Origin of the sequence: Halovenus amylolytica, assembly GCA_004015825.1 — an archaeon.
GTDB classification, from domain to species: domain Archaea; phylum Halobacteriota; class Halobacteria; order Halobacteriales; family Haloarculaceae; genus Halovenus; species Halovenus amylolytica.
Window position 1 is genome coordinate 23,705 of the sequence record SAYS01000025.1, and the last position, 22,721, is coordinate 46,425.

The window sequence follows — 22,721 nt, forward strand, 5'->3', positions numbered from 1 at the left end:
ACATGAAAGGAATCCTACTGTCCGGAGGATCTGGGACGCGATTACGGCCAATAACGCATACAGGGCCGAAGCAGTTGGTTCCAGTTGCGAACAAGCCAGTTCTCCAATATGCGTTAGAGGATTTCCGGGAAGCTGGTATCACTGAAATCGGTATCATTCTCGGGAACAAGGGACGAGAGGAGATTCAAGAGTATCTCGGTGACGGCTCGGCGTTTGGTCTCGATATAACCTACATCGTCCAGGGAAACCCACTCGGACTGGCACACGCTGCCGGGTGTGCGAAGGATTTCGTCGGAGACGATGATTTCGTCATGTATCTTGGAGACAACATCCTCCATCAGGGAATCGAAGAGTTGGTCGATAGCTACAAGGAGGGTGATTACAGTGCCGGAATTGCCCTCCAGGAGGTTGCCGATCCGCGACAGTTTGGTGTTGCTGCCGTCGACGATACCGGGACAGTTACCAGGTTGGTCGAAAAGCCTGACGACCCGCCGAGCAATCTGGCGCTGATCGGTGTATACGTCTTCTCACCGGTGATATTCGACGCTATCGAACAGATCAAACCATCCTGGCGTGGTGAACTCGAAATCACGGATGCGATCCAGCTGCTACTCGACGAAGAACGAACAATCGATTCACATGTCGTCGAGGGTTGGTGGAAAGATACCGGGAAACCGGAAGACATCCTCGAAGCGAATCGGCTGGTACTCGAAGGAATCGACGGCTCTGCTGAGGGAAAGATCGAAGCTGGAGCTGAGGTTGAGGGAACTGTCCACCTCGATTCCGATGCAGTCATCGAAGACGGAGCGGTTATCCGTGGACCTGTCGCTGTGGCAGAAGGAACTGTGATCGGCGACAGCACATACCTTGGACCGTACAGTTCAATCGGGCCGAACACGGAAATCAGGAACGCACACATCGAAAGCAGCGTCATTATCGGTGACTCGGAAATCAGTACAACCGGAAAAATTATCGATAGCCTGATAGGAAGGAACACGACGATTGCAAACTCCGAAGGATTACTTCCAGAGGGAAGACGCCTCGTCGTCGGAGAGAACTCGGATCTGAACCTCTAACAATGCGAATAATCACCTACACCTGTCCGGCCTGTGGAACTGTGGTCGCTGCAAACGAACTCGAAGCAGAGCGAGTCATGAAATGTCCTGGCCTCTCATGTGAAAGAGTGCTCCGCTTCGCAAACATTCCCGATGAGCCACGGGAGTACTTTCTTGAAAATAAAGGCGAGTACCAGATCTGACGAGTGTACCGCATTCGAGCGAGCCATTTCCAGATACCCAGCTCTTGAGAAGACACACTATTGTGATTTCACACAGATACTATTCTTCAAGTACAGGTTCGATCCGATCAAGGTCCTCATCGAGCGTTGGCTGGACAGTGTCTAGACAGCCTTCCACTTTGCGCACGTCAAGACAGGTGTGTTGCGGTCGGGCTGCGGGACGCTCGACAGCAGACAGCGACGCTGGTTCAACCGGGACACTCTCCAACCCCAATCGCTCCCGGAGAGCCATACCGAACTCGTAGGGTGTCGTACAGCTCCGGCAGGCGATATTGAATGTCCCACTGTAGCCTTCTGTCACCAACTGGAGTAGTGTGGCTCCGACCTGGCCCGCGCGACTTGGGGTGATGTGCTGATCGCGGAACAGCGGAACCTGTTCACTGGAACGGAGTTGACTGCGGACCCACGCGGGAAAACCAGTCAGCGAGTCGTCAGGCTTGTGAACTCCATAAATAAACGACGGGCGGACAATCAGCGGCGCTGAATGCGCATCTCGGACAGCGATATCGCCGGCGAGTTTCGAGGTGCCGTACATCTGGATCGGTGCTGGCGTCGCAGACTCATCGTACAGTCCGGTCTCTGTCCCGTCGAACACGTAGTCAGTCGAGATGTGACAGAAGTCGATCCCCCGGGCCTCGCACGCGCGTGCGAGTTTCTTGGGTGCTCTTGCGTTCACAGCCTGTGCCAAATCGGGCTTTCGCTGGCATCCATCGACATCTGTCATTGCAGCACAGTTGACGACAATTTCCGGATCGTACTCGTCGAGAAGCTGCTCGAACCGTGATCTGTCGCGGATGTCGAGTTCGCGCGTCGGAAAATCAAAGGTAGGTTCTTCCGAGTGATATGTAGTTGCGACTTCCCACTCCCGGCCCGTGGCAGTCTGGACAACATTGCTGCCTAGCAACCCGTTTCCCCCAAGCACAAGCAGATCCATGGTTGAAATCGGGGCCGAGGAAAACTTAAATCATATAGGAACAAATTCAGCCACGATGAAATTACTCGTAACTGGCGGCGCTGGGTTTATCGGTTCTAATTTCGTTCATTACGCGCTTGAGAACACAACTCACGACATCATCACACTGGATGCGCTTACTTACGCCGGATCCAGATCGAATCTGGAAGGGACGCTTGACAGTGACAGCCACAGGTTCGTGGAAGGAGACATCAGGAACAGGGACCTCGTTGACGATCTCGTGGAAGATGTTGACGCCATTGTTAATTTCGCTGCCGAATCACACGTTGATCGGTCGATTGATACTGCAGAGCCGTTTGTCTCGACGAACATACAGGGGACGCAAACACTCCTGGATTCGGCCCGATCACACGACATCGAGCGGTTTGTCCAGATATCGACAGACGAGGTGTACGGGGAGGTGCTTGATGGGGTTTTCTCCGAAACGGATCGGCTCAATCCCCGGAATCCATACGCTGCGACGAAAGCAGGTGCCGACCTGATCGCTCGGAGCTACTACACAACATACGACCTCCCTGTACTGATAACCCGTTCGTCGAACAACTACGGTCCGCGACAGCACCCAGAAAAACTCATCCCGAAGTTCATCACAAATGCCGCAAAGGATGAGGCCCTTCCTGTGTACGGTGACGGCTCGAATATCCGTGAGTGGACATACGTCGAAGATAACTGTCGCGGAATAGATTTCGTGCTGGAGAAAGGGGTGCCAGGTGAAGTGTACAACATCGGGAGCGGTGTGGAGCTGTCTAACCTCGAGGTAACAGAACAGATTCTGGCGGCGACCGGTAGCTCGGAATCGCTCATCGAATTCGTCGAAGATCGACCCGGACACGACCAGCGGTATGCCCTGGAAACGACGAAGATTACCGATCTCGGGTGGGAACCTAAGTGGGAGTTCGACGAGGGACTCGCCGAAACGGTCGAGTTCTACCTCGATTAGTATAATCGCTCACCCATCAATACTCTGCCACTTTCGAACACTCGCTGTTGTGTTAGAACCTGATTATCTCCGAGAAAAAAAATAATTTCAGCACCGCGATCAAATATCTGCTTGCATCCTTCTGACTAGCGGGCGGGATTATAATGTGAACTCAAGTATATACCACCTAACGTGATATTTTGTCGCGCTCCGTCGTACGTGTCGGAACTGGTATATATATATGTATGTATTATAATAATAAACGTAATAAAAAGTATTTAATATTTATTAATCTTATTTAAATTCAACAAAATTTCGAACAATACACTTATAGTTAGAAGTTTACTAACGGTCATGGACGAAAACGATAAAAACTGTGGAGATGAGAAAGATAATACTATTTCCGGGCAAAATTTATCAAGACGTGCTTACCTAAAAATCGGGAGTGTTGCTGCACTGGGTGCTGGTGGGACCAGGGCTGCCATAGGTGAGGCAGCAGCAACCAGTGAACCGTTTGGTGAATCTGCATGGACGGTCCCCGGGCGGATCGAGGCCGAAGACTTCGATACCGGCGGTGAAGGTGTTTCATACCACGACGAAAGTGGTGGAAATAAAGGTGGAGCGTATCGGGAAACAGATGTCGATATCGAAGTTGTCGACGACGAAACCGGCGACTATAATGTCGGTTGGATTGATGACGGCGAGTGGCTCGCGTACACGATTGATGTTACTGAGCCGGATTCAACCTACACTATCCAGTTTCGCGTAGCAGGCAAGAACAGTTCGGCATCAATTGACGTCTCACTTGGTGGCGAGTCGGTCGGAACCGTCGACGTCCCCGACACCGGCGACTGGCAGGAGTGGACCACCGTCGAGCTGACCGACGTCACATTACCAAACAGCGGCGAACAGATTCTCCGGCTGGATTTCAACGGTAAACATTTCAATCTCAACTGGATCGATTTCAGCACGACTGGGACCGGCCAGCAACCGTTCGGCGGAACAGCCTGGCCTGTTCCTGGACGGATTGAAGCTGAAGACTTCGATACCGGCGGTGAAGGCGTCGCCTATCACGACACGACAAAAAGTAACAAAGGTGGTGCCTATCGTGACACAGCCGTCGATATTCAGCAAGTGGATGACGATACCGGCGAGTACAACGTCGGTTGGATTGAGGACAGCGAGTGGCTCGAATATACTATCGATGTAACTGACGCAGACACGGTATACGATGTTCAGTTCCGTGTGGCGGGCAAAAACAGTTCGGCATCGATTGACGTCTCGCTTGATGGCGAGTCGCTCGGAACCGTCGACGTGCCGGACACCGGCGGCTGGCAAGAATGGACTACCGTTGAACTAGCAGATATCTCGCCGTCAAGCGGCGGCAAGCAAACCCTCAGGGTGGTTTTCAACAGCGGTGATTTCAACCTCAACTGGGTCGATTTCGTCGCGTCGGATACACCAGCAAACGCAACTCCATCTGTCGACTCGCTGGACCTCTCCGAGGTTGAGACAGACAACAGCGACGCCGAGTTCGATGCGTCCTGGGCAGTTAGCGATACCGACAGTGATCTTGAAAGCATCAGTTTCACGCTGACGAATACGACAGCCAATGAAGTTGTCGACTCTACGAACGTCTCAATTTCTGGTGAGTCGGCCAAAGACACAACACGACTTGTCGCAGGCAGCGAGGATGGATCGGGAGACGCATACGAAACGGCCTGTACCGTGACCGATTCTGGCGGGAACTCGATATCGGCGACCGAAACGGCGACCGAAACCGAACCAAGTGGTCAGGAACCCTTCGGGGGGTCGGCGTGGCCGCTTCCTGGCCTCATCGAGGCCGAGGACTTCGACACTGGCGGCGAGGGTGTCGCCTACCACGACACTTCTGATGGCAACAATGGTGGTGCATACCGTGAGACGGATGTCGACATTGAAGTTGTGAACGACAACAGCGGTGAGTACAATGTCGGTTGGATCGAAGATAGCGAGTGGCTCGAATACACTGTGGATGTGACCGATACATCAATCACATACGACCTCCTCCTCCGGGTTGCCTCTAAGGGGTCAGCCGGATCGATAGATGTCCTGCTAGATGGGCAAACTATCGGAACTGTCGACGTGCCGGACACCGGCGGCTGGCAGGAGTGGATCACCATGGATATTCCAAATCTGAGTCTGTCCGGTGGCGAACAGATCCTTCATCTTGATTTCAATGGCGGTGGTTTCAACCTCAACTGGGTCGATTTCGTGGATTCCGGTGCGACAGACGACGTCGGCCCGACTGTCGACTCACTGGAGTTGTTCGAGGTCGAAACCGACAATAATGATGCGGAGTTCGATGCCGAATGGGTACTCAGTGACGATGATGGCAATCTTTCGACTGTTGAACTGACTCTTACAAACCTCGATACGGCGGAGCAGATGGACAATGTAAGCATTAGCGTATCAGGTTCTGCAGATAGTGATAAAACTCGTCTCCTTGCCAGCGGCGAAGACGAACAGAAGTTTCAGTACGAGGTAGAGTGTATCGTTGGAGACAGTGAACAGAACACTGATTCTGCGACCGCGACGGAAACAGAGTCCGAACCAAGCATCGGCGACGGTCCCATTCAGCCATCTGCGGACCATCCGAGATACTGGGAGTACAACGGCCAGCCCGTGGCACTTATTGGCGGCGACCAGCAGGACAACCCATTCCAATATGTCAACTCCGATGATAATCACGACGCGATCGCCTGGCTGGATACGCTCGCCAGTCTCGACGGCAACTTCGTCCGAAACGTCATGGCCGATCGGGATGCCGTGAAGTTCGGGACCGATAATATCTATGCGTTCGAGAACACCGAGTCGGGCTACGACCTCACGCAGTTCAACACCGAATACTTCGACCGTCTAGACACCTACCTCGCCGAGGCGCAGTCACGAGAGATCATCGTCTCGATCGAACTCTGGGACGGCTGGGATCTCTACGGTGACCGCTGGGACGCCCACCCATGGAACCCAGCCAACAACATCAATTACTCTGAATCGGCGACCACGCTCAAAACCTCCTGGACTGACAACCCGATGCAAAAAACCAATCCGTTCTTCGAGACGGTCCCGTCACTAAACGACGATTCGACGGTGCGCCGGTATCAGGAAGCGTTCGTTAGGTGCGTCCTCGACGTAACACTCCACTACGATAACGTCATCTACCTCCCACACAACGAACGCCGCCACGAAGTCGAATGGTCACTCTACTGGGCAAACTTCCTCAAAGATGCCGCCGCTGACGCCGGCCGAGAGATTTATATTGGTGAAATGAACGACAAAGATAACCACGGTAGCGTCCAACCGTCACTGACTCACGATGTCTTTGAGTTCGCGGATGTCTCCCAGCACTCCGAACGCAGCGGCGAAGACCACTTCAACAGCCTCGCGTCCTCATGGGACGAACTCGCCAGTCAACCGATGCCGATGAACGCCGTCAAAAACTACGACTGCAGTGACGACGGCGCAGCAATGGTCTGGCGGTGTCTCATGGCTGGAGCAGCAGCCGCACGGTACCACCGCGGACCACTCGGCGACTGTGACTGGGGGATTGGCCTGCAGTCAAAGGCCCAAGCACACATCGAAGCCCAACGCCTTGTTGACAAGGCTGTCGGTGGGGCACATACTGTCAAGCCCCATCAAGAAGTCGATTCGCTCATCTCATATCGGGGAACAGACGAGGCATACATGCTCGCTGACCCCGGCCGCGTCTACGCCGTCTACTTCCCCAAACGTGGGAATAAAAACGGAAGCATCGGCCTGGATATAACTGACGTGAGCGGCGACGTGACTGTCGAATGGCGCGACATCGAAGGACGCTCGTGGACCGACTCCGAGACACTGTCCGGTGATGTAATCGATCTCACGACGCCGCAGTCGGGCCACTGGGCTGCGATCGTCAAGCCGTAATCCGGCTGGGAGATACGCACAGTTTCGGCATTGCAGCTGAACGTCGAAGTAGACGACTGCGTCAGGCTGGCAAGGTTTCGACCAGAGTCTACAAGAGGGTTTTATACGAGACAACCTCCGAGACTCCACAGAATATGTTTCACACGCAATATTTTTTGCAGTAGGTTGCAACATGTATAAAGAGGCGAAAATGACATCTGGAAATAACGATAGACGTATACCTGGGCGTCGGTCATTTCTTCAGCAGCTAGGAGTTGCAGGTGCTGTCGGACTTGCCGGTTGTGCTATATTTGGCGACAACGATCAAATAGAGGGGCCAATCACCAGTTTACGGTTGACCGAAGTGGAAACGGACAACCGCGACGCGGCATTCGACGCCGCTTGGAGTGTCAGCGATACTGGCAGTGAGTTGTCGTCGGTCCAACTGACGCTGACAAATCTCGATACAGGCGAGCAGATGGATACTGTTAGCCCGAGCGTGTCGGGCGACTCCGCCAGTGACACCACACGGCTTGTCGCCAGCGGCGAAAATGGAGAGGGACACCAGTACGAGGTAGAGTGTCTGGCGAGTTACAGTGACGGCCGAACAGAAATCGAGACGGCAACGGAAACAGAGTCCGAGCAGCCTGCTGCCGACGGCCCGATCCAGCCGTCCGCAGACAGTCCCCGATACTGGGAGTACAACGGCCAGCCGATCACACTCATTGGCGGCGATCAGCAGGACAACCCATTCCAGTATATCAACTCCGACGATGATTACGACGCGATCACCTGGCTGGACACCCTCGCCAGTCTCGGTGGCAACTTCGTCCGAAACGTCATGTCTGACCGAGACAGCGTAAAATTCGGCACCGACAACATCTACGCGTTCGACCGGACGGACTCGGGCTACGACCTGACGCAGTTCAACACCGAGTACTTCGATCGTCTGGACACCTACCTCGCCGAAGCCCAGTCACGGGAGATTATCGTCTCCATCGAACTCTGGGACGGCTGGGATCTCTACGGTGACCGCTGGGACGCCCACCCCTGGAACCCCGCCAACAACGTCACCTACGACGAATCGACGACCACGCTCGAAACCGCGTGGACCGACGATCCGATACAGACGACCAATCCGTTCTTCAAGACAGTACCATCACTGAACGACGATTCGACGGTGCGCCAGTATCAGGAGGCGTTCGTCCAGCGCATCCTCGACATAACACTCCACTACGACAACGTCATCTACCTCCCACACAACGAGCGTCGGGGAGCGTTAGAGTGGTCACTCTACTGGGCAAACTTCCTCAAGGATGCCGCCGCCGACGCTGGCCGAGAGATTTATATCGGAGAGATGAACGACAAAGACAACCACGGCAGCGTTCAGCCGTCACTGTCCCGCGACGTCTTCGAGTTCGCGGAGGTCTCACAGCACTCCGAACTGAACGGAGAGGACCACTTCACCGACCTCGCCGCGTCGTACGACGAACTCGCCAGCCAGCCCATGCCGATGAACGCCGTCAAAAACTACGACTGCAGTGACGACGGCGCAGCAATGGTCTGGCGGTGTCTCATGGCTGGAGCAGCAGCCGCACGGTACCACCGCGGACCACTCGGCGACTGTGACTGGGGGATTGGCCTGCAGGACAAAGCAAAAGTTCACCTCGAAACGCAGCAGCTCGTGCTCAACGCTGTCGGTGGAGCATACGCCGTCCAACCCCATCAAGAAATTAATCACCTGATCGAAAACCGTGACGGAAAAGAGGTATACATGATGGCCGACCCCGGACGAGTGTATGCGGTATACTTCAAAGGTGCCGGCAGCGTCGGTTTGGATGTTAGTGACGTGAACGGCAACGTGACTGTCGAATGGCGCGACATCGAAAATCGCTCTTGGGCCAGCTCAAAGACACTCTCTGGTGAGGTTGTTACCCTCACGACGCCGCAGTCGGGCCACTGGGCTGTCTTGGTCCGACCGTAGCTGGCTGAACTTTCTTCCAGCATCCAAGCCAGAAGAGAGGCTTGGTCCGTTACTCGGAATACGGTGATACCATCAACAGGATAATCTTGATATAATTGAGTCAGATGAATAGAATGAGTGGCGAGATCAGTCTATCCGCATATCAAAGTTTGCCACATCAGACATATCTGGGTGTGAGAGATAACAACGTACATCCTTGCTAACTTCAGATGGGTGCGCCGCGCGGGCGGCCTCAGAGCGTTTCTGCTGCCACTGCTCGTGTCGAACAAAGACCCGTACAGGAATTGAATCAAGCTCGAGTGCCCGAGCGATCATGAACCGGTGCCGGCCCTCGTCAAGTATTAATTTTCCGTCGCGTCCAATGTTGATCGCCACCTCGTGAGACTCCGGTGGGAATTCACTGGAGCGGAGTGAAGGATTAAACTTGTCGTGTCCGGAGATATCAGCCTCTCTACACTCCCTCTGTGTTTTATATCCGTCCTCTCTCATTGAGCAAGCAAGTCTATCAAGCTGATCAAACCGCCACTCGCGGCCATTCTCGTTGTTATACTCCCACTCCCGGTCTAATTGAAATCTGTCCGCGTCTGTCAACAACTCGTTAAATTCCGTTTCTTCCCACGGTTTTCCGTTTCTGATATGGTTAACAACGGAGCGATAAAAACAACAGTTACTCAACGGCATTATCCTGCGACGGTCAAATTTTTGTTCGACAGAGTTCAAAAAAAGCACCTCTGCATTCGGCACGACTCGGTCCCAGTCTCCGCCAATGATGTGTGTCAAATCTAGATTCGCTTCTTTCTGGTATGAAAACTGCCGAGTCATCATATAATCAACACTACAAGGCGGGACGTGTATCAGGTCGTATGGCTCAGCCAACGATTTAGGATACTGTATCAATCGTATATACCGGCGTACGATGTTTCGATATCGCCAGAGGTGGTGTATTATAAAAACACTTGGGATGAAATCTGACAAACGTTTTTTAATATACTTTATAAAGGAAGTATCCACGCGTGAGAGTTTTCCAATCATTAATTAGACCCAATTTTGACACGCCGACACATAACACTATATCTACACTCCAAATGGCTTAATAAATATTCTTAATGGCTGTGTTGATTCGTCACAGGCGGGCGGAATACACTGTTTCGCACCATGCTTGATGTCATGGACGACATACACAGGGCAACTTCTCGGAACTCACGGAAACAGAAGCGCGCTGCACGATGAAGTCAATCAAGCGCTTGTCAGCCGAGTTCACGGTCTTCGTTGCAGAAGGTGATTAGAGTGCTGTCCGTCGATCCTCGCATCGTGGGGGTAGTCGTACAGAGCGAAATACGGTAATTGAATCAGCGGTCTGATGTCGAGATCGTGGAGCACTTCGCGGAGTGGTTGCCTGAAGCATCTCTATCGGCAGCGAGATATGCGTCGCTTCATTACCGATTCATTAAAAAGTGTACATCAGGAACTACCAACGTATCTATCAGGTTTGTTACGTTTAGCTTTTGACCGAGGTACTTTGTTCACTAATACGGGTACCGGCTAACTGCTGATCGTTCACAGAAGTTGTCTCAGTAGCACCATACTGGCGATCAAGAGTATTTTTTAATTCGCCGTCCAATGAGTAATCAAGGATATTTGACGTGACGCGACTAATCAACGCTGATAAATATGTCAGAGTTGGAAACCATTACTAACCAAACACAATGAAAATCGGACTTTTCGATTTGTATGCGACCGGACACCACCTCCCCTACGCCAATACAGTGCAACAGGCAGTAGATCAGTTTACCGAGCATGAGGTTGATTTCATCACCCTCACCGCGACGGAACGACAGTCTGACTACTTCGCTCCCGAGAATATCGTCTATCTTGACCCACCTGGATCGCCAAAAATTGAGGAGAGAGAGGAGGACTTCACCCAAATTGCGGAAGAAAAAGTGTCACAGTTGTCGTCGCTTGCTGGCTCGGAAAAGTACGATGTCGTTCATTTTCTATACATCGACGATATCCTAGGTCCAGTGCAACGTCACTGGACAGGGAGTACGAGCGCCATTGGTGATCTTATCGGTCCATTCTTTACACGCGGAACAGTGCTCAGGAATAGGTACACGCATCCGCTGGTCCTGAAAATATTGCAGTCGCCAGTAGCACCGGCACTGGACTTTCTCGTCCCGGAGGATACATCCCACCAGGCGATGTGGCGTGATCTCCTTCTTTACAGATCCATGAAAGATGAGGTATTCGACGAAATGTTACTCCACTCCGTTGAGGCGCAGCAGTACGTCGATCAGTTCGGATTCGAGCAACAGTCGACACACATCCCGTTCCCGGTCCCGACGGAGTACAGAGCTGAGTTCACACAGGCTGCGTCGAGACAAAAACTCGGTCTGCCAGAATCGGGAACGATACTTCTGTTTTTCGGCACACTGAGATCTGACAAGGGAATCCAGTTGTTGCTGGATGCGATGCGAAAGTACAGTGGGCCGGAGTTTACGTTACTCATTGCCGGTCCACCCGTTGCGACGACTGCTGAAGAGATAGAGGAAACCGACAGGGAATCCAGCGTCAACATCATTTCGAGACTCGAGTTTATCAAGAATCCGGGGCCTTACTACAGAGCAGTCAATGGCGTTTTGATGCCGTATCAGTGGGAGTTCGGAAAAGAGAATATGAGTATGATATTCCAGGAGGCCTGTGGCTCGCTCCGACCGATCATCACGCCGGATTTTGGTGTGCTTGGTCGTTTGACTACCGAACAGAATTTGGGAATGACATTCGAGCATGACTCCGCCGAATCGCTCGCAGCGGTCATAGCTGAATTTGTGACGAGCGACACACCGTTTTCTGAAGACCAGATGGAGCGCTACGCCAATCAGCACAGTAAAGAAAAGACAGTGTCGCGTGTGTCGGAAACATATCGAAAGTTAGGCCGGTGAAGGTGTAGACCGTCTCGATTCTGTCAGCTATTGCCAGAGAGTCAACAGAGAACGACAGACAATGTAACAAAATGTTTTATTGTATTCAACAGGGATTCAACTATGTTCGAACTCAAGTAATCAGTCTTCGGTTCAGTTGTAAGCAGTACGTAGTGCACTCACTGCTTGCGTGTAACTGTGACGACGGTTGTACTGTTTCATCTGTGCTTGGGAGTGAGAGACACCACTGCGTGCAAATTGCCTCATTGCGTTTTCGAGGGCTTCATCAGAGCCCTTTGTATAGGTACTGCCAAGCTCCCATTCTCTCGTGACGCGACCGACAGCACCGAAGTTTGGGACAATAACAGGCAGCAACGAGCTGCTTGCCTCTTCGAGTGTCTGACTCGTGCACTCTTTCCCGAACTCGCGGGTATACGGCAAAATCAAGCCATCAGCTGCCCGGAAATACACCTCTGGCCCATCAACATACTGGAGTTCAGTGATGATCGTAACCGACGACTCGTCCTGGATCGATAGAACCTGTTGTTCTGTCACGTTGACTGGCGGTCCGGCGATGCACATCGTAAACTCCGGCCCACTGTAATTTCGAAGCACGCGCAGGAGACGGTGGATACCCTTCTCCTCCCGCAGGGTGCCGAAAAATAGAAGCAACGAATCGTCAGGAGGGAGACCCAGTTCTTCGCGCGCCTCACTCTTGCTTATATTGGCGCCAAAATCAACCGGAGCGGGATAGGGAATCCGCTTGATCGGTGTTCTCCCCGCCGTATCCAGATTTGAAACATACGCGTTAGCCTCCTTCGAGTGGACTATCACGTTGTCAAATATCTCGTTTTTGAGACAACGATAGATGTATAAATCCCGCCATAACTGTTCGTGATCGGTATGGTTCGGGACGGCAGTATCGATTACCGCCCCAAATGGGGATTTGAGGAGAGTCAGGAACGCGGGGTGGATGCATCGCTGTCGCAGTGGTAATTTCCGTTCGAAAAAGACACCATTTAGTTCTCCCACGATTCGCGGCCCGTCGGTACTCGGGGAGTGTCGGAAAAGCGGACCCAGGATATCGTCTGCAAACAAAAAATGGAGGGCATCAAACTCCGCATGTAGGTCGTTCGAGTAGAAGTCCGCGATCATATCCTCTGCCAGGGCATCAAACGACCGTTCGCGGTCCTCGACGGGTGGCGAATCGGGGTCTTCCAGAAACCGAATCTTGTTGGGGTCGAACAGTTCCTTGCTGCGGGGTGTCTCGGATACAGTTATGAACTGCACATCGTGGTCCGACAAATCATCGAGCGCCTGCCTCGTTCTTGCTGCATAGGGAAGATGATGGCCATTTGTATAGAGATCTACTAACCCGATATCCATAGCTGTTTGTTACCCCGGAACGAGAATTAATCTTGTGCCAAGATAAACATCACCAAACTGTTGGACCGGGATTCGATGGCTATTCTGATAAAAATAGTCACGACATCGGATTCGTCCAACTGTGATTGTACTTTCGCATGTATCTTCTTCATACCCACCACTACTATCGCAAACAGTTAATACGAGTACAAGTCAACTGATTGTCGTCTATGGTCCAGCGAATACTGGGTATAAATCCAACCACTGAAGGAACTGGTTCACATGATCCGGCAGCAGTGATAATTGAGGACAGTCAGATCGTATTTGGTGCAGAAGAAGAGCGATTCAACCGACGGAAACATTCACGTGAAACGTTCCCGAAACAGGCTGTTGAAGCGTGTTTAGATTTTTGTGACGTTGAGCTCTCTGAACTCGACACAGTCGCTATCTCCTGGGAACCGAAATCGAAGGCAAAATACGACGCGCGTCTTGCGTTGAGTCACTCTGAACTCCCAAAGAAGGGATATCGGTTTCTCCACAACCTGCGGAATTACAAGGTAGCATCGAACAAGATCCAGCAGAACCTGTCGGAGATTGGATCGCCAGTGCCACCCGTCGAAACCTATAATCATCACTATTGTCACGCAGCGAGTGCATTTTCGCTCTCATCGTTTGACGAAGCGCTCGTCGTGAGTGTCGATGGTCGGGGAGAAAAGGACGCCACAGTCGTCTGGAAAGGGGATCAAGACGGATTGGAGCGAGTGAAGACATACGAATTTCCGAATAGTCTAGGCGGGTTCTTCGGCACGATAACGGCGTATCTAGGGTATCGATTGAACAACGGCGAAGGAAAGATCATGGGTCTTGCTCCATACGGGGAATACAATGAAGAGATCGCGGACAAACTCCTGGATCTGGTCAAACCAGGCGTTGAGTATGATGTAAGTGCTCTCAACTATCACACTGGCGAATCAATTCCAAAACTGGAGGCTGCGTTCGGTAGACCGAAAAAATCCAGAGGGGGTGATTTCTCGGACTGGGAGAAAGACCTGGCACACATTGCACAGTGGTTCATCGAGAAAACAGTCGCCGATATTGTCGAAACGTACAGCCGCGAGCTCGGTATCGGCAACGTTGCACTCGCTGGCGGCGTCGCATTGAACTGCAAGATGAACAAGCGGGTGATGGAACTCGATGCCGTCGACGATATATTCATACAACCTGTCGCCCAAGACGCTGGCTCTGCAGTTGGCGCTGGGATACTCGAGGCGGGCGTGAACAGTTTCGACGCGATGTCCACCGTATACTGGGGCCCATCGTACTCGACCACAGCGATCGAAGAAAAATTGGACGAGTACAAGATCAACTACACCGAGCCCGATCAACTCGCCAAAGAGGTTGCAAAGCGACTCGCAGACGGTGAGTTGGTCGGGTGGTTCCAGGGTCGATTAGAGATGGGGCCGAGAGCGTTGGGCAATCGGAGTATTCTGGCAGACCCGCGGACGAGAGACTCACTGGACAGAGTCAACAGGTTTGTCAAACACCGCGAAGAGTGGCGACCATTCGCGCCATCACTCCTCGAGTCAGCAGCAGACGAGTATCTAATCAATGCCATGCCTGCGCCGTACATGATCAAAACGTTCGACGTCTACGACGACAAGAAAGACCAGATTTCGGCCGTCCTGCACCCTGCAGACGACACGACTCGCCCGCAAACCGTCTCCAAGGAGCAGAACCCCCGCTATCATAAACTGCTGTCCGAGTTTGAAAATATCACAGGTGTCCCGGTACTGCTAAACACGTCGTTCAACGATAGCGGTGAACCGATCGTTAATACGCCAACCGAAGCGATCAAAGACTTCTACGGAATGGGACTCGATACCCTTGTCCTCGGCGATGTGATTGTTGAAAAGTCTGTTGAGGGGAAGCAACCTGGCCTTGTGAAGAGTGCAACGAAGGATAAATAACCAGAACTAGACGCCCAACTACTTCACTGTTATTTTGCGATTTGCTTCTCTTCGTGTTTCTCGATATAGTATCGCATAGCCTCTTCCAGAGACTCACGTAGATCGTACTCTGGCTCCCATCCTGCACGTTCTAGCTTGCTTATATCGGGTACTCGCCGTTCACAGTCCGCATATCCGTCCCCATAAAACGCTTCACCGGATATCTCTTCCACCTCGGGAAGCGATCCATCTGTACTTATATCTTGGTAGATGTCCCGCATCAGATGGGCGAACTGTTCGACGGTTACCTCATTCTCCGGTGAGCCGACATTGATGATTTCACCCGAGAACTGCTTGCCCTCGTTTTCGACAACATGCTTGATAGCTCTCACCGCATCATCAATGTACGTGAACGAACGTCTGTTCGTTCCACCGTTGACGAGATACATCGTATGATCGTACATCAGCGCGGACATGAAACTCGCGAATACTCTCGGGGTTCCCTCATCCGGTGAGGTTATGATGTAGTCCATCTCGGGACCGACGAAATTGAACGGTCGAATGATCGACCAGTCGAGGCCTTTTTCTATGCCATACGCATGCACCATCCGCTCCAGAAGTTGCTTCGCTGTCGCGTAAATCCAGCGCTGGTTATGGATAGGACCCATGATGAGATCGGACTCGTCTTCCTCAAATACGGGGTTCCCGTCACTCCGCCCACCCATCTTGCCGTACACCTCGCAGGTGGAAAACTGTATCAGTCTGGTATCTAACTCCGCACAGTCTTCGACAATTTTCATGTTGTCGTGATAGTTTAACTCGACAACATCGACCGGCTTGTCGACGTACTGTACCGGGTTTGCGTAGGCAACCAGATCAACCACGAGGTCACTGTCGTCTACAATCTGTTTAAACTTGGCATCGTTCTCATCGTTTCGTATATCCAGCTCCAGGTACTCTATCTTAGGGTGTGGTAATACATCTCTGATCTTTTCACTGGAGAGATCGACGACGATCAGTTTGTACTCCTCGTTCAGCAGCTCTCTGACAAGATGGGATCCGATAAACCCACCTCCTCCGAAAAGTGCGATACTTTCCATGCTCTGGGTACAGATATGAGTAGTGACATTTTGTTATGGAGGGAATATAAATTACCACCAGCAGTGAAACCCACAGCTCAGTATGGGCGGAAGTATACCATTGATTTCGAGAGTAAACCCATGTAAATTAGTATATTTATCAATAGTTGATTAGATACTAACGATAACACTAGAATATTTAGCCATGATATCTGACTAAGTGGAATCGTTAATTGTTGGCGGAGAAGACTTATTTGTTAGCTATAAAAACGGTGATATTGAATGGACGAGAATCTTTCCTGGACCAAGCAGATACGAACGCTACTTGACGTCGCACGGTACCGTCCCTTGATGACGGCTATTGTCGTCGTCCTCAACCTTGTTTTGGCCTCATTAGAAGGTATTGGATTGGGGTTCATTCTACCTATTATCGAGGCCGCAGAGGGGAGTGACGGCCCATCAGGAGACTCCAGATTGCTCGGAGTATTTCAACAGCTGTACGAATTCCTCGGTGTGCCGTTCACGATGGAATATCTCATCGTAGGCGTCCTTCTTATTATCACCGTGCGCTACGCGACGAGTTTCGTTGCAATGTGGGCGGCTGTGATTTTACGCACGAGTTACGTAAAGGACATGCGGACAAGAGCTTTCGAAAGCACCCTGAATGCAGAGGTCAGCTACTTCGATACAAAAGGGTCAGAGGAAATGCTCAACGCGATTATCACACAGACCAAATACGCCGGACGAACGATCACCCATCTCATCCGGACGCTCAATCTCACATTAATGTGTACCGTCTATCTGCTTATCGCCCTGTTAGTAGCTCCATTCTTGATGCTCACCACGGGGATTGTACTCGTCGTTTTCATGTTCGGTGTACGGTATATTCTTGAGTCAGGGTTCTCGATCGGGGAACGGGTCGCAGAGGCTAACGAATTGGTTCAGGAGTCGGTACAGGCTGGGACGGAGGGAATTCGTGATATTAAACTCTTTGGGTTAAACAGCGAAGTATTTGAAAAGTTCCAGACGGCGATGGACCAGTATGTGACTGGGACAATCTCACAGGAACGAAACAAGGCACTGATCAACAGTACGAGTCAGTTCGCGACAGCGGTTGCACTTTTTGGGTTGATTTATATTGGGACGCAACTGGCTTCGCTAACACTCGGTGGACTCGGCCTGTTCCTGTTTGCCGTGTTTCGTCTCGGGCCGAAACTGAGTCAGCTGAACGACGTATTTTACCAGGCCCAGAGCACGCTCCCCCATCTCGTTCGGACTCAGGAGTTCGTCACGGAGCTCAAACAGGTTCAGGAACCGACGGGGAGTGAATCCGTCCCGTCACCGATCAGGGAAACACGCTTCGAAGATGTCGAGTTCTCGTACGACGCCGGTGATGAACAGGTCCTACAGGGTGTCTCGTTCGATATCCAGCGCGGTAATTTTGCGGCGTTCGTGGGTCCATCCGGAGCAGGGAAATCCACGATTGTCTCCTTGCTTGCCCGGATGTACGAACCTGACGGCGGGCAGATCACCGCTGACGGGACAGAAATCAGCCAATACGATATCGGCGACTGGCGGTCGCGGATTTCGGTGGTTCGGCAAGACCCGTTTATTTTCAACGAAACATTACGATACAACGTAACAATCGGGAACCGTGATGCGACAGACCGCAAGGTTAGACAGGTCTGTGAGATCGCAGAGGTGACAGAGTTTCTCGACGAACTGCCCGAGGGGTTCGATACGATGCTCGGGGAGGAAGGCGTCCGGCTCTCGGGCGGCCAGCGCCAGCGAGTCGCAATCGCCAGAGCGCTGCTGAAAGACGCAGATCTATTGATTCTCGACGAAGCGACGAGTGATCTCGACAGCCACCTGGAAGAGCGAGTGCACAGCGGGATCGAAGCGATGGAGCGGGACTACGCGATGATCGCGATAGCGCACCGCCTTTCGACTGTAACGGACGCCGACTGCATCTACATGATGGAGGATGGAGAGATAGTCGAGAGCGGGACCCATCGTGAACTACTCAATAAACAGGGAGAGTATTCGGCTTTGTACGCGACCCAGTCAAAAGAGATCGATGCGGCGTGGACGGAAGATTGACAATTTCGTCCCATTGCTAACGAATCTGTGTACTGGTCCAACAGGTGCAAAATGTTGCTATCAAACAGTGCGTCGAGCCTCGGAATGTTGGACGGAACTGTAAGGACTGCACAGGCAAAGAACGGGCGAAACTTCCGCGTGCATGCGATCAGACACTGGTGACCGCGCCCTTGGCTGTGACTGTCTCGATCCGAAAACATGCTGAACAAAGAACATTTACCACAGCCATTGATTACTGTAGCTATGATGGACGTGCTCGTTACGGGCGGAGCAGGATTTGTCGGCAGCCACGTCGTCGAATACTATGCAGAGAACGGCAACGAGGTAACAGCACTGGACAATCTCTCGCGGACAGAGACACTCGAAACTGCCGACGAGAGCAGAGACACCGGTGCGTACAACTGGCAGTATCTCGAAGAAAACTACCCCAGCGTGGAGCTAGTCAAGGGGGATGTCCGTAACGAGGAATTCGTCGATGACATTGTCGAGGGACACGACGCCGTCGTCCACACAGCAGGCCAAGTCGCTGTCACGGCGAGCATCCAGGACCCGCGAACTGACTTCGAAGTGAACGCGGAGGGAACGTTCAATATCCTCGAAGCGGCCCGCAAAGCCGACAGCAATCCCGCAGTAGTTATTGCGTCGACGAACAAAGTGTACGGTAACAATATTAACTCCATCCCGGTCCGCGAGGAGGACCGCCGGTACTGGTACAATGACAAGGAGTTCGACCGGGGGATCCCGGAATCCTTCCCGATCGACGACTGTGAGCATACACCATACGGTGTCTCGAAACTCGCAGCCGACCTATACGTACAGGACTACGCGAAACGACACGAGGTAGAGGCTGCTGCGTTCAGGATGAGCTGTATCTACGGCCCACGGCAGTTCGGCAACGAAGATCAGGGTTGGGTCGCTCACTTCGCACTCAGCACGCTCCGCGGGGAACCACTCACGATATTCGGCGACGGGAAACAGGTCCGGGACGTGCTCTATGTCGACGATCTTGTGCGGGCGTACGATGCGTTCCTATCGGATCCAGCAGGCAAACCTGCCGTTTATAACATCGGTGGAGGACTAGACTGTACCACATCACTGCTTGAATTTCTCGACCTGCTTGAGGAGAAGACCGGGCAGAGGCCCGATGTGAGTTTCGACGAGTGGCGAGAGGGCGATCAGAAAGTCTACGTCTCGGATGTTTCACGCGCTCGTGAAACGCTCGACTGGGCCCCGATGGTTTCCTTCGACGAGGGGATCGACCGGTTTCTGTCGTGGTACAAAAACCGGGAGTGAACGATGTTTCTACCCCTGAGTACGCCGTGCACTGATCATCAAAAACGAAGCGATGGGACGGGGTGGGGAGAGTGATGCGCATCGCCTACATTTATGACGCTGTATATCCCTGGGAAACCGGCGGTGTCCAGAAGCGCGTATGGGAGGTTGCCCGGCGGCTCGCCGACGACCACGATGTCCACTGGTTTGGTCTGAAGTACTGGGACGGGCCATCGGTCATCGAGAGTGACGGCGTCGTCCTGCATGGGGTTGGGCCGGCGCAGGATCTCTACGTCGATGGCCGTCGCTCGATTCCCGAAGTGCTCTCTTATAGCCGACAGCTTGTTCGACCGCTGTTCGACGAACAGTTCGACATCATCGACTGTCAGGAGTTTCCGTACTTCCCGTGTTTTCCGAGCAAACTCCATTCGCTCCTCAGGGGATCGACTTTGGTAATGACCTGGCACGAGATCTGGGGCGACTACTGGTACGAGTACCTTGGCCGGAAAGGGGTGTTCGGGAAGGCAATCGAACGGATGGCTGCACAGGTCCCGGACGGTCATATCGCCGTTTCGAACAGAACGAGAGACGACGCGGAAGACCTCGGCGTCTCCGATGCACGCCTGGTCCCGAACGGGATCGATCTCGATGCAGTCCGGAGCGTCGAACCAGCTGATCGTGATGGCGATGTCCTGTTCGCCGGGCGGTTCATCGAACAGAAGAACCCCGATCTGGTCGTAGAAGCCGTCGCAGAACTCGCTGAGACCGACCCGGAGATCAACTGCGGGCTCGTTGGCGGCGGTCCAGAGCACAATGCGATGACCGCACTGATCGAACGTCTCGGTCTCGAAGACAACGTGTCCTGTCCCGGATTCATAGATGAGCACGAACCGGTCCTCGGTCTAATAAAAGCCGCCGATGTGCTTGCGCACCCATCGCGACGCGAAGGGTTCGGCATAACTGTACTGGAAGCACTGGCCTGTGGGACCCCGGTCGTCACAATCAGAAATCCACAGAACGCCTCGACAGAACTGGTGGAGGATGGTGTGACCGGCAAAATCTGTGTTCCGAGCAAAAAAGAGATTGCAGAGGGGATCCAGACTGCGCGAGTGAGCATGTCGGAAGATGACTGTGTCGCCACGGCACAGGAGTACGATTGGGATCAGATCGTCTGTCAACTTGAAGAAACCTGTCAAACAACCTGTTAATTCATACCAATTCTACAAAATATACGAGAACATTATTATAGGATCATTTTAATACAATTAACAGATATGGCTCTGAGCGAATATTTACTGACCGTTTTGAACAGGGCTGTCACAGACCCAAAGAGTGCCCTTTCTCAGATACCACTTGAACTGAATTACTATGGGCGACGGATTAACCAACATTACTTTTCTTTAATTGGGCCAAGTATGAATGGACACAATTTGGTGGATGAAGATTGGGATACAGCGATCATATTGGATGCATGCCGATACGACATTTTTAATCAAAACTGTCCGGAAGAGTGGGGAGTAGTTGAAAAGAGAACTGCACCAGGGAGTCAATCTCGCGAGTATTTTCAAAAAACATTTTATGATGGAGAGTACCACGATACAGTTTACATAACTTCCAACCCATATATTACGGATCTGCCTGAAGATACGTTTCATACAATTAAGTTAGATGAGACTTGGGAAGACACGGCTCAACAAGCACCACCAGGTGTGGTGACTCAAGAAGCAAAAAAAGCACACAAAGAGTATCCCAAAAAAAGAATTATCGTTCATTATATGCAGCCACATCTACCATTCTTTGGAGTAATAGGGGAACATGTGTGGGACAAATTGGGTTGGCATCGAGGAATGTATTATCCAAAAGATGTTGACGTAAAGGAAGTAAAGAAGGCATATACTGAAAATCTACAAGTAGTATTAGAACATGTGAAGGATTTGTTGGTGAATATTGACGGGAAAATTATAATCACATCCGATCATGGAGAAATGTTGGGAGAGAGGATGTACCCTATACCAGTGAGAGGGTATGACCACTTTCACAGTCTGTATTTACCTGAGTTAATTGAGGTACCATGGGTTGAAATAGAATCAGATAACAGGCGAGAGATAGAAAGTTCACCTCCCGAAGGGACTGTTCAGTCTAGTAGTGAAGTTCAAAAAAAGAGATTAAAAGCACTGGGGTACGTTGAATAAGATTGTCCCAATATATTAAAATGAAAATAAATTTTGTTCTCCCAGGAACCGGAATTGCTGGCGGTATAAGAGTCGTTTTTAAGTATGCGAATCGGCTTTCTCAAAGGGGCCACGACGTAAAAATAATATATCCTGTGGTTCCGCCCAGAATGGATAGAGAATGGACCGATTACAGATCAAGAATAACACAATTCCTCGGTACAATTAAGCGTGTTGTTCGAAGTAATTCCGTTGATTGGTTTGATGTTGAAGTCGAATTAGTTCCAATTCCAACAATAGCTCCTAACGCTATTTCTCTTGTAGAGTTTTTTATTCCTGACGCTGATATTACCATAGCTACCTCTTGGGAGACATCGTATTTAGTGGCGTCACTTGGTGAATCAAAAGGTAAAAAAGTATATTTTGTACAGCATTATGAAATCTGGAAAACTTGGAATGATGAGCGTTCATGGGAGAGAGTTGGTAGATTGGCCTCAGAGCCAGACCAGTATCCTATCGAGATGAAAGAGATAACTCCCCCAAATAAGGAGGCTCGCAGAGAGAAAGAATTGGTCGACCAAAGCTATAGCCTCCCATTGTCCAAAATAACTATCTCTAAGTGGTTAGAGGAATTGCTTAAAAATAAAGTACGTGTTTAGCCCCAATGAATTTCGCCACTGTCTCGTAGCAGGCGACCAATCGGGGAGATATGCACCTTCAGCAAGGGCTAGTTGAACATCTCCAGGGATGGTCTCAGCTCGGAGACCATCCCG

16 protein-coding genes are annotated in these 22,721 nt (G+C 51.7%); 12 read left to right on the top strand and 4 right to left on the bottom strand.

Annotation, left to right across the window (positions count from 1 at the left end; translation table 11 throughout):
• Nucleotides 1-2: 2 nt before the first annotated feature.
• A complete protein-coding gene (locus EOW68_RS16625) occupies nucleotides 3-1,076 on the top strand; it encodes a glucose-1-phosphate thymidylyltransferase (RefSeq protein WP_128226288.1) in 1,074 nt (357 codons plus the stop codon).
• Nucleotides 1,077-1,078: 2 nt separating this feature from the next.
• Nucleotides 1,079-1,258: a hypothetical protein gene (locus EOW68_RS16630; protein WP_128226289.1), complete on the top strand. Its 180-nt coding sequence runs from the start codon at nucleotides 1,079-1,081 to the stop codon at nucleotides 1,256-1,258.
• Nucleotides 1,259-1,337: 79 nt separating this feature from the next.
• Here the strand turns inward: EOW68_RS16630 and EOW68_RS16635 are convergent, their stop codons facing one another.
• Entirely contained in the window at nucleotides 1,338-2,231 is an 894-nt protein-coding gene (locus tag EOW68_RS16635; protein WP_128226290.1) for an SDR family oxidoreductase, read from the bottom strand.
• Between the two features lie 55 nt (nucleotides 2,232-2,286).
• Between EOW68_RS16635 and rfbB the strand changes: the two genes are divergently transcribed.
• The 3 genes from rfbB to EOW68_RS16650 all read left to right on the top strand — a co-directional run bounded on the left by rfbB (nucleotide 2,287) and on the right by EOW68_RS16650 (nucleotide 9,097).
• Nucleotides 2,287-3,210, top strand: a complete 924-nt coding sequence (gene rfbB, locus EOW68_RS16640; protein WP_128226291.1) for a dTDP-glucose 4,6-dehydratase — start codon at nucleotides 2,287-2,289, stop codon at nucleotides 3,208-3,210.
• A 333-nt stretch (nucleotides 3,211-3,543) separates the two neighbouring features.
• Entirely contained in the window at nucleotides 3,544-7,134 is a 3,591-nt protein-coding gene (locus EOW68_RS16645) for a carbohydrate-binding protein (RefSeq protein WP_128226292.1), read from the top strand.
• Between the two features lie 343 nt (nucleotides 7,135-7,477).
• Complete coding sequence (locus EOW68_RS16650; protein ID WP_431359016.1) at nucleotides 7,478-9,097, top strand: DUF6298 domain-containing protein; 1,620 nt, start codon at nucleotides 7,478-7,480, stop codon at nucleotides 9,095-9,097.
• 126 nt (nucleotides 9,098-9,223) lie between these two features.
• Here the strand turns inward: EOW68_RS16650 and EOW68_RS16655 are convergent, their stop codons facing one another.
• Nucleotides 9,224-9,973 carry a hypothetical protein gene (locus EOW68_RS16655; RefSeq protein ID WP_431359013.1) on the bottom strand — a complete coding sequence of 250 codons (750 nt, stop codon included), beginning with the start codon at nucleotides 9,971-9,973 and terminating at the stop codon, nucleotides 9,224-9,226.
• Nucleotides 9,974-10,803: 830 nt separating this feature from the next.
• On the opposite strand from EOW68_RS16655, the gene EOW68_RS16660 reads away from it, so the two are divergent.
• Nucleotides 10,804-12,036 (top strand): glycosyltransferase, encoded by a 1,233-nt coding sequence (locus tag EOW68_RS16660; RefSeq protein ID WP_128226295.1) that lies wholly within the window; start codon nucleotides 10,804-10,806, stop codon nucleotides 12,034-12,036.
• A gap of 132 nt (nucleotides 12,037-12,168) precedes the next feature.
• On the opposite strand, the gene EOW68_RS16665 is transcribed toward EOW68_RS16660, so the two are convergent.
• Nucleotides 12,169-13,401, bottom strand: a complete 1,233-nt coding sequence (locus EOW68_RS16665) for a glycosyltransferase (RefSeq protein WP_128226296.1) — start codon at nucleotides 13,399-13,401, stop codon at nucleotides 12,169-12,171.
• A gap of 209 nt (nucleotides 13,402-13,610) precedes the next feature.
• Between EOW68_RS16665 and EOW68_RS16670 the strand changes: the two genes are divergently transcribed.
• The gene (locus EOW68_RS16670; protein WP_128226297.1) at nucleotides 13,611-15,347 is read left to right on the top strand and encodes a carbamoyltransferase family protein; all 1,737 of its coding nucleotides are present in this window, start codon (nucleotides 13,611-13,613) and stop codon (nucleotides 15,345-15,347) included.
• A gap of 29 nt (nucleotides 15,348-15,376) precedes the next feature.
• On the opposite strand, the gene EOW68_RS16675 is transcribed toward EOW68_RS16670, so the two are convergent.
• Complete coding sequence (locus EOW68_RS16675; RefSeq protein WP_128226298.1) at nucleotides 15,377-16,426, bottom strand: bifunctional UDP-4-keto-pentose/UDP-xylose synthase; 1,050 nt, start codon at nucleotides 16,424-16,426, stop codon at nucleotides 15,377-15,379.
• A gap of 261 nt (nucleotides 16,427-16,687) precedes the next feature.
• Here EOW68_RS16675 and EOW68_RS16680 point away from each other — a divergent pair, with 261 nt between their 5' ends.
• The 5 genes from EOW68_RS16680 to EOW68_RS16700 all read left to right on the top strand — a co-directional run bounded on the left by EOW68_RS16680 (nucleotide 16,688) and on the right by EOW68_RS16700 (nucleotide 22,607).
• Nucleotides 16,688-18,505: an ABC transporter ATP-binding protein gene (locus EOW68_RS16680; protein ID WP_128226299.1), complete on the top strand. Its 1,818-nt coding sequence runs from the start codon at nucleotides 16,688-16,690 to the stop codon at nucleotides 18,503-18,505.
• Between the two features lie 243 nt (nucleotides 18,506-18,748).
• The gene (locus EOW68_RS16685; protein WP_431359014.1) at nucleotides 18,749-19,798 is read left to right on the top strand and encodes an NAD-dependent epimerase/dehydratase family protein; all 1,050 of its coding nucleotides are present in this window, start codon (nucleotides 18,749-18,751) and stop codon (nucleotides 19,796-19,798) included.
• A 74-nt stretch (nucleotides 19,799-19,872) separates the two neighbouring features.
• Nucleotides 19,873-20,985, top strand: a complete 1,113-nt coding sequence (locus EOW68_RS16690; RefSeq protein ID WP_128226301.1) for a glycosyltransferase family 4 protein — start codon at nucleotides 19,873-19,875, stop codon at nucleotides 20,983-20,985.
• A gap of 66 nt (nucleotides 20,986-21,051) precedes the next feature.
• Nucleotides 21,052-21,969, top strand: coding sequence for an alkaline phosphatase family protein (locus EOW68_RS16695; protein ID WP_128226302.1), 918 nt, complete (start codon nucleotides 21,052-21,054; stop codon nucleotides 21,967-21,969).
• A gap of 2 nt (nucleotides 21,970-21,971) precedes the next feature.
• Complete coding sequence (locus tag EOW68_RS16700; protein ID WP_431359015.1) at nucleotides 21,972-22,607, top strand: glycosyltransferase family protein; 636 nt, start codon at nucleotides 21,972-21,974, stop codon at nucleotides 22,605-22,607.
• Nucleotides 22,608-22,721 lie beyond the last annotated feature (114 nt).

Bases quoted from the DNA above. Each gene is read 5' to 3' on its own strand.
- EOW68_RS16625 (WP_128226288.1), top strand. From the start codon at position 3: ATGAAAGGAATCCTACTGTCCGGAGGATCTGGGACGCGATTACGGCCA.
- EOW68_RS16630 (WP_128226289.1), top strand. From the start codon at position 1,079: ATGCGAATAATCACCTACACCTGTCCGGCCTGTGGAACTGTGGTCGCT.
- EOW68_RS16635 (WP_128226290.1), bottom strand. From the start codon at position 2,231: ATGGATCTGCTTGTGCTTGGGGGAAACGGGTTGCTAGGCAGCAATGTT.
- rfbB (WP_128226291.1), top strand. From the start codon at position 2,287: ATGAAATTACTCGTAACTGGCGGCGCTGGGTTTATCGGTTCTAATTTC.
- EOW68_RS16645 (WP_128226292.1), top strand. From the start codon at position 3,544: ATGGACGAAAACGATAAAAACTGTGGAGATGAGAAAGATAATACTATT.
- EOW68_RS16660 (WP_128226295.1), top strand. From the start codon at position 10,804: ATGAAAATCGGACTTTTCGATTTGTATGCGACCGGACACCACCTCCCC.
- EOW68_RS16665 (WP_128226296.1), bottom strand. From the start codon at position 13,401: ATGGATATCGGGTTAGTAGATCTCTATACAAATGGCCATCATCTTCCC.
- EOW68_RS16670 (WP_128226297.1), top strand. From the start codon at position 13,611: ATGGTCCAGCGAATACTGGGTATAAATCCAACCACTGAAGGAACTGGT.
- EOW68_RS16675 (WP_128226298.1), bottom strand. From the start codon at position 16,426: ATGGAAAGTATCGCACTTTTCGGAGGAGGTGGGTTTATCGGATCCCAT.
- EOW68_RS16680 (WP_128226299.1), top strand. From the start codon at position 16,688: ATGGACGAGAATCTTTCCTGGACCAAGCAGATACGAACGCTACTTGAC.
- EOW68_RS16685 (WP_431359014.1), top strand. From the start codon at position 18,749: ATGATGGACGTGCTCGTTACGGGCGGAGCAGGATTTGTCGGCAGCCAC.
- EOW68_RS16690 (WP_128226301.1), top strand. From the start codon at position 19,873: ATGCGCATCGCCTACATTTATGACGCTGTATATCCCTGGGAAACCGGC.
- EOW68_RS16695 (WP_128226302.1), top strand. From the start codon at position 21,052: ATGGCTCTGAGCGAATATTTACTGACCGTTTTGAACAGGGCTGTCACA.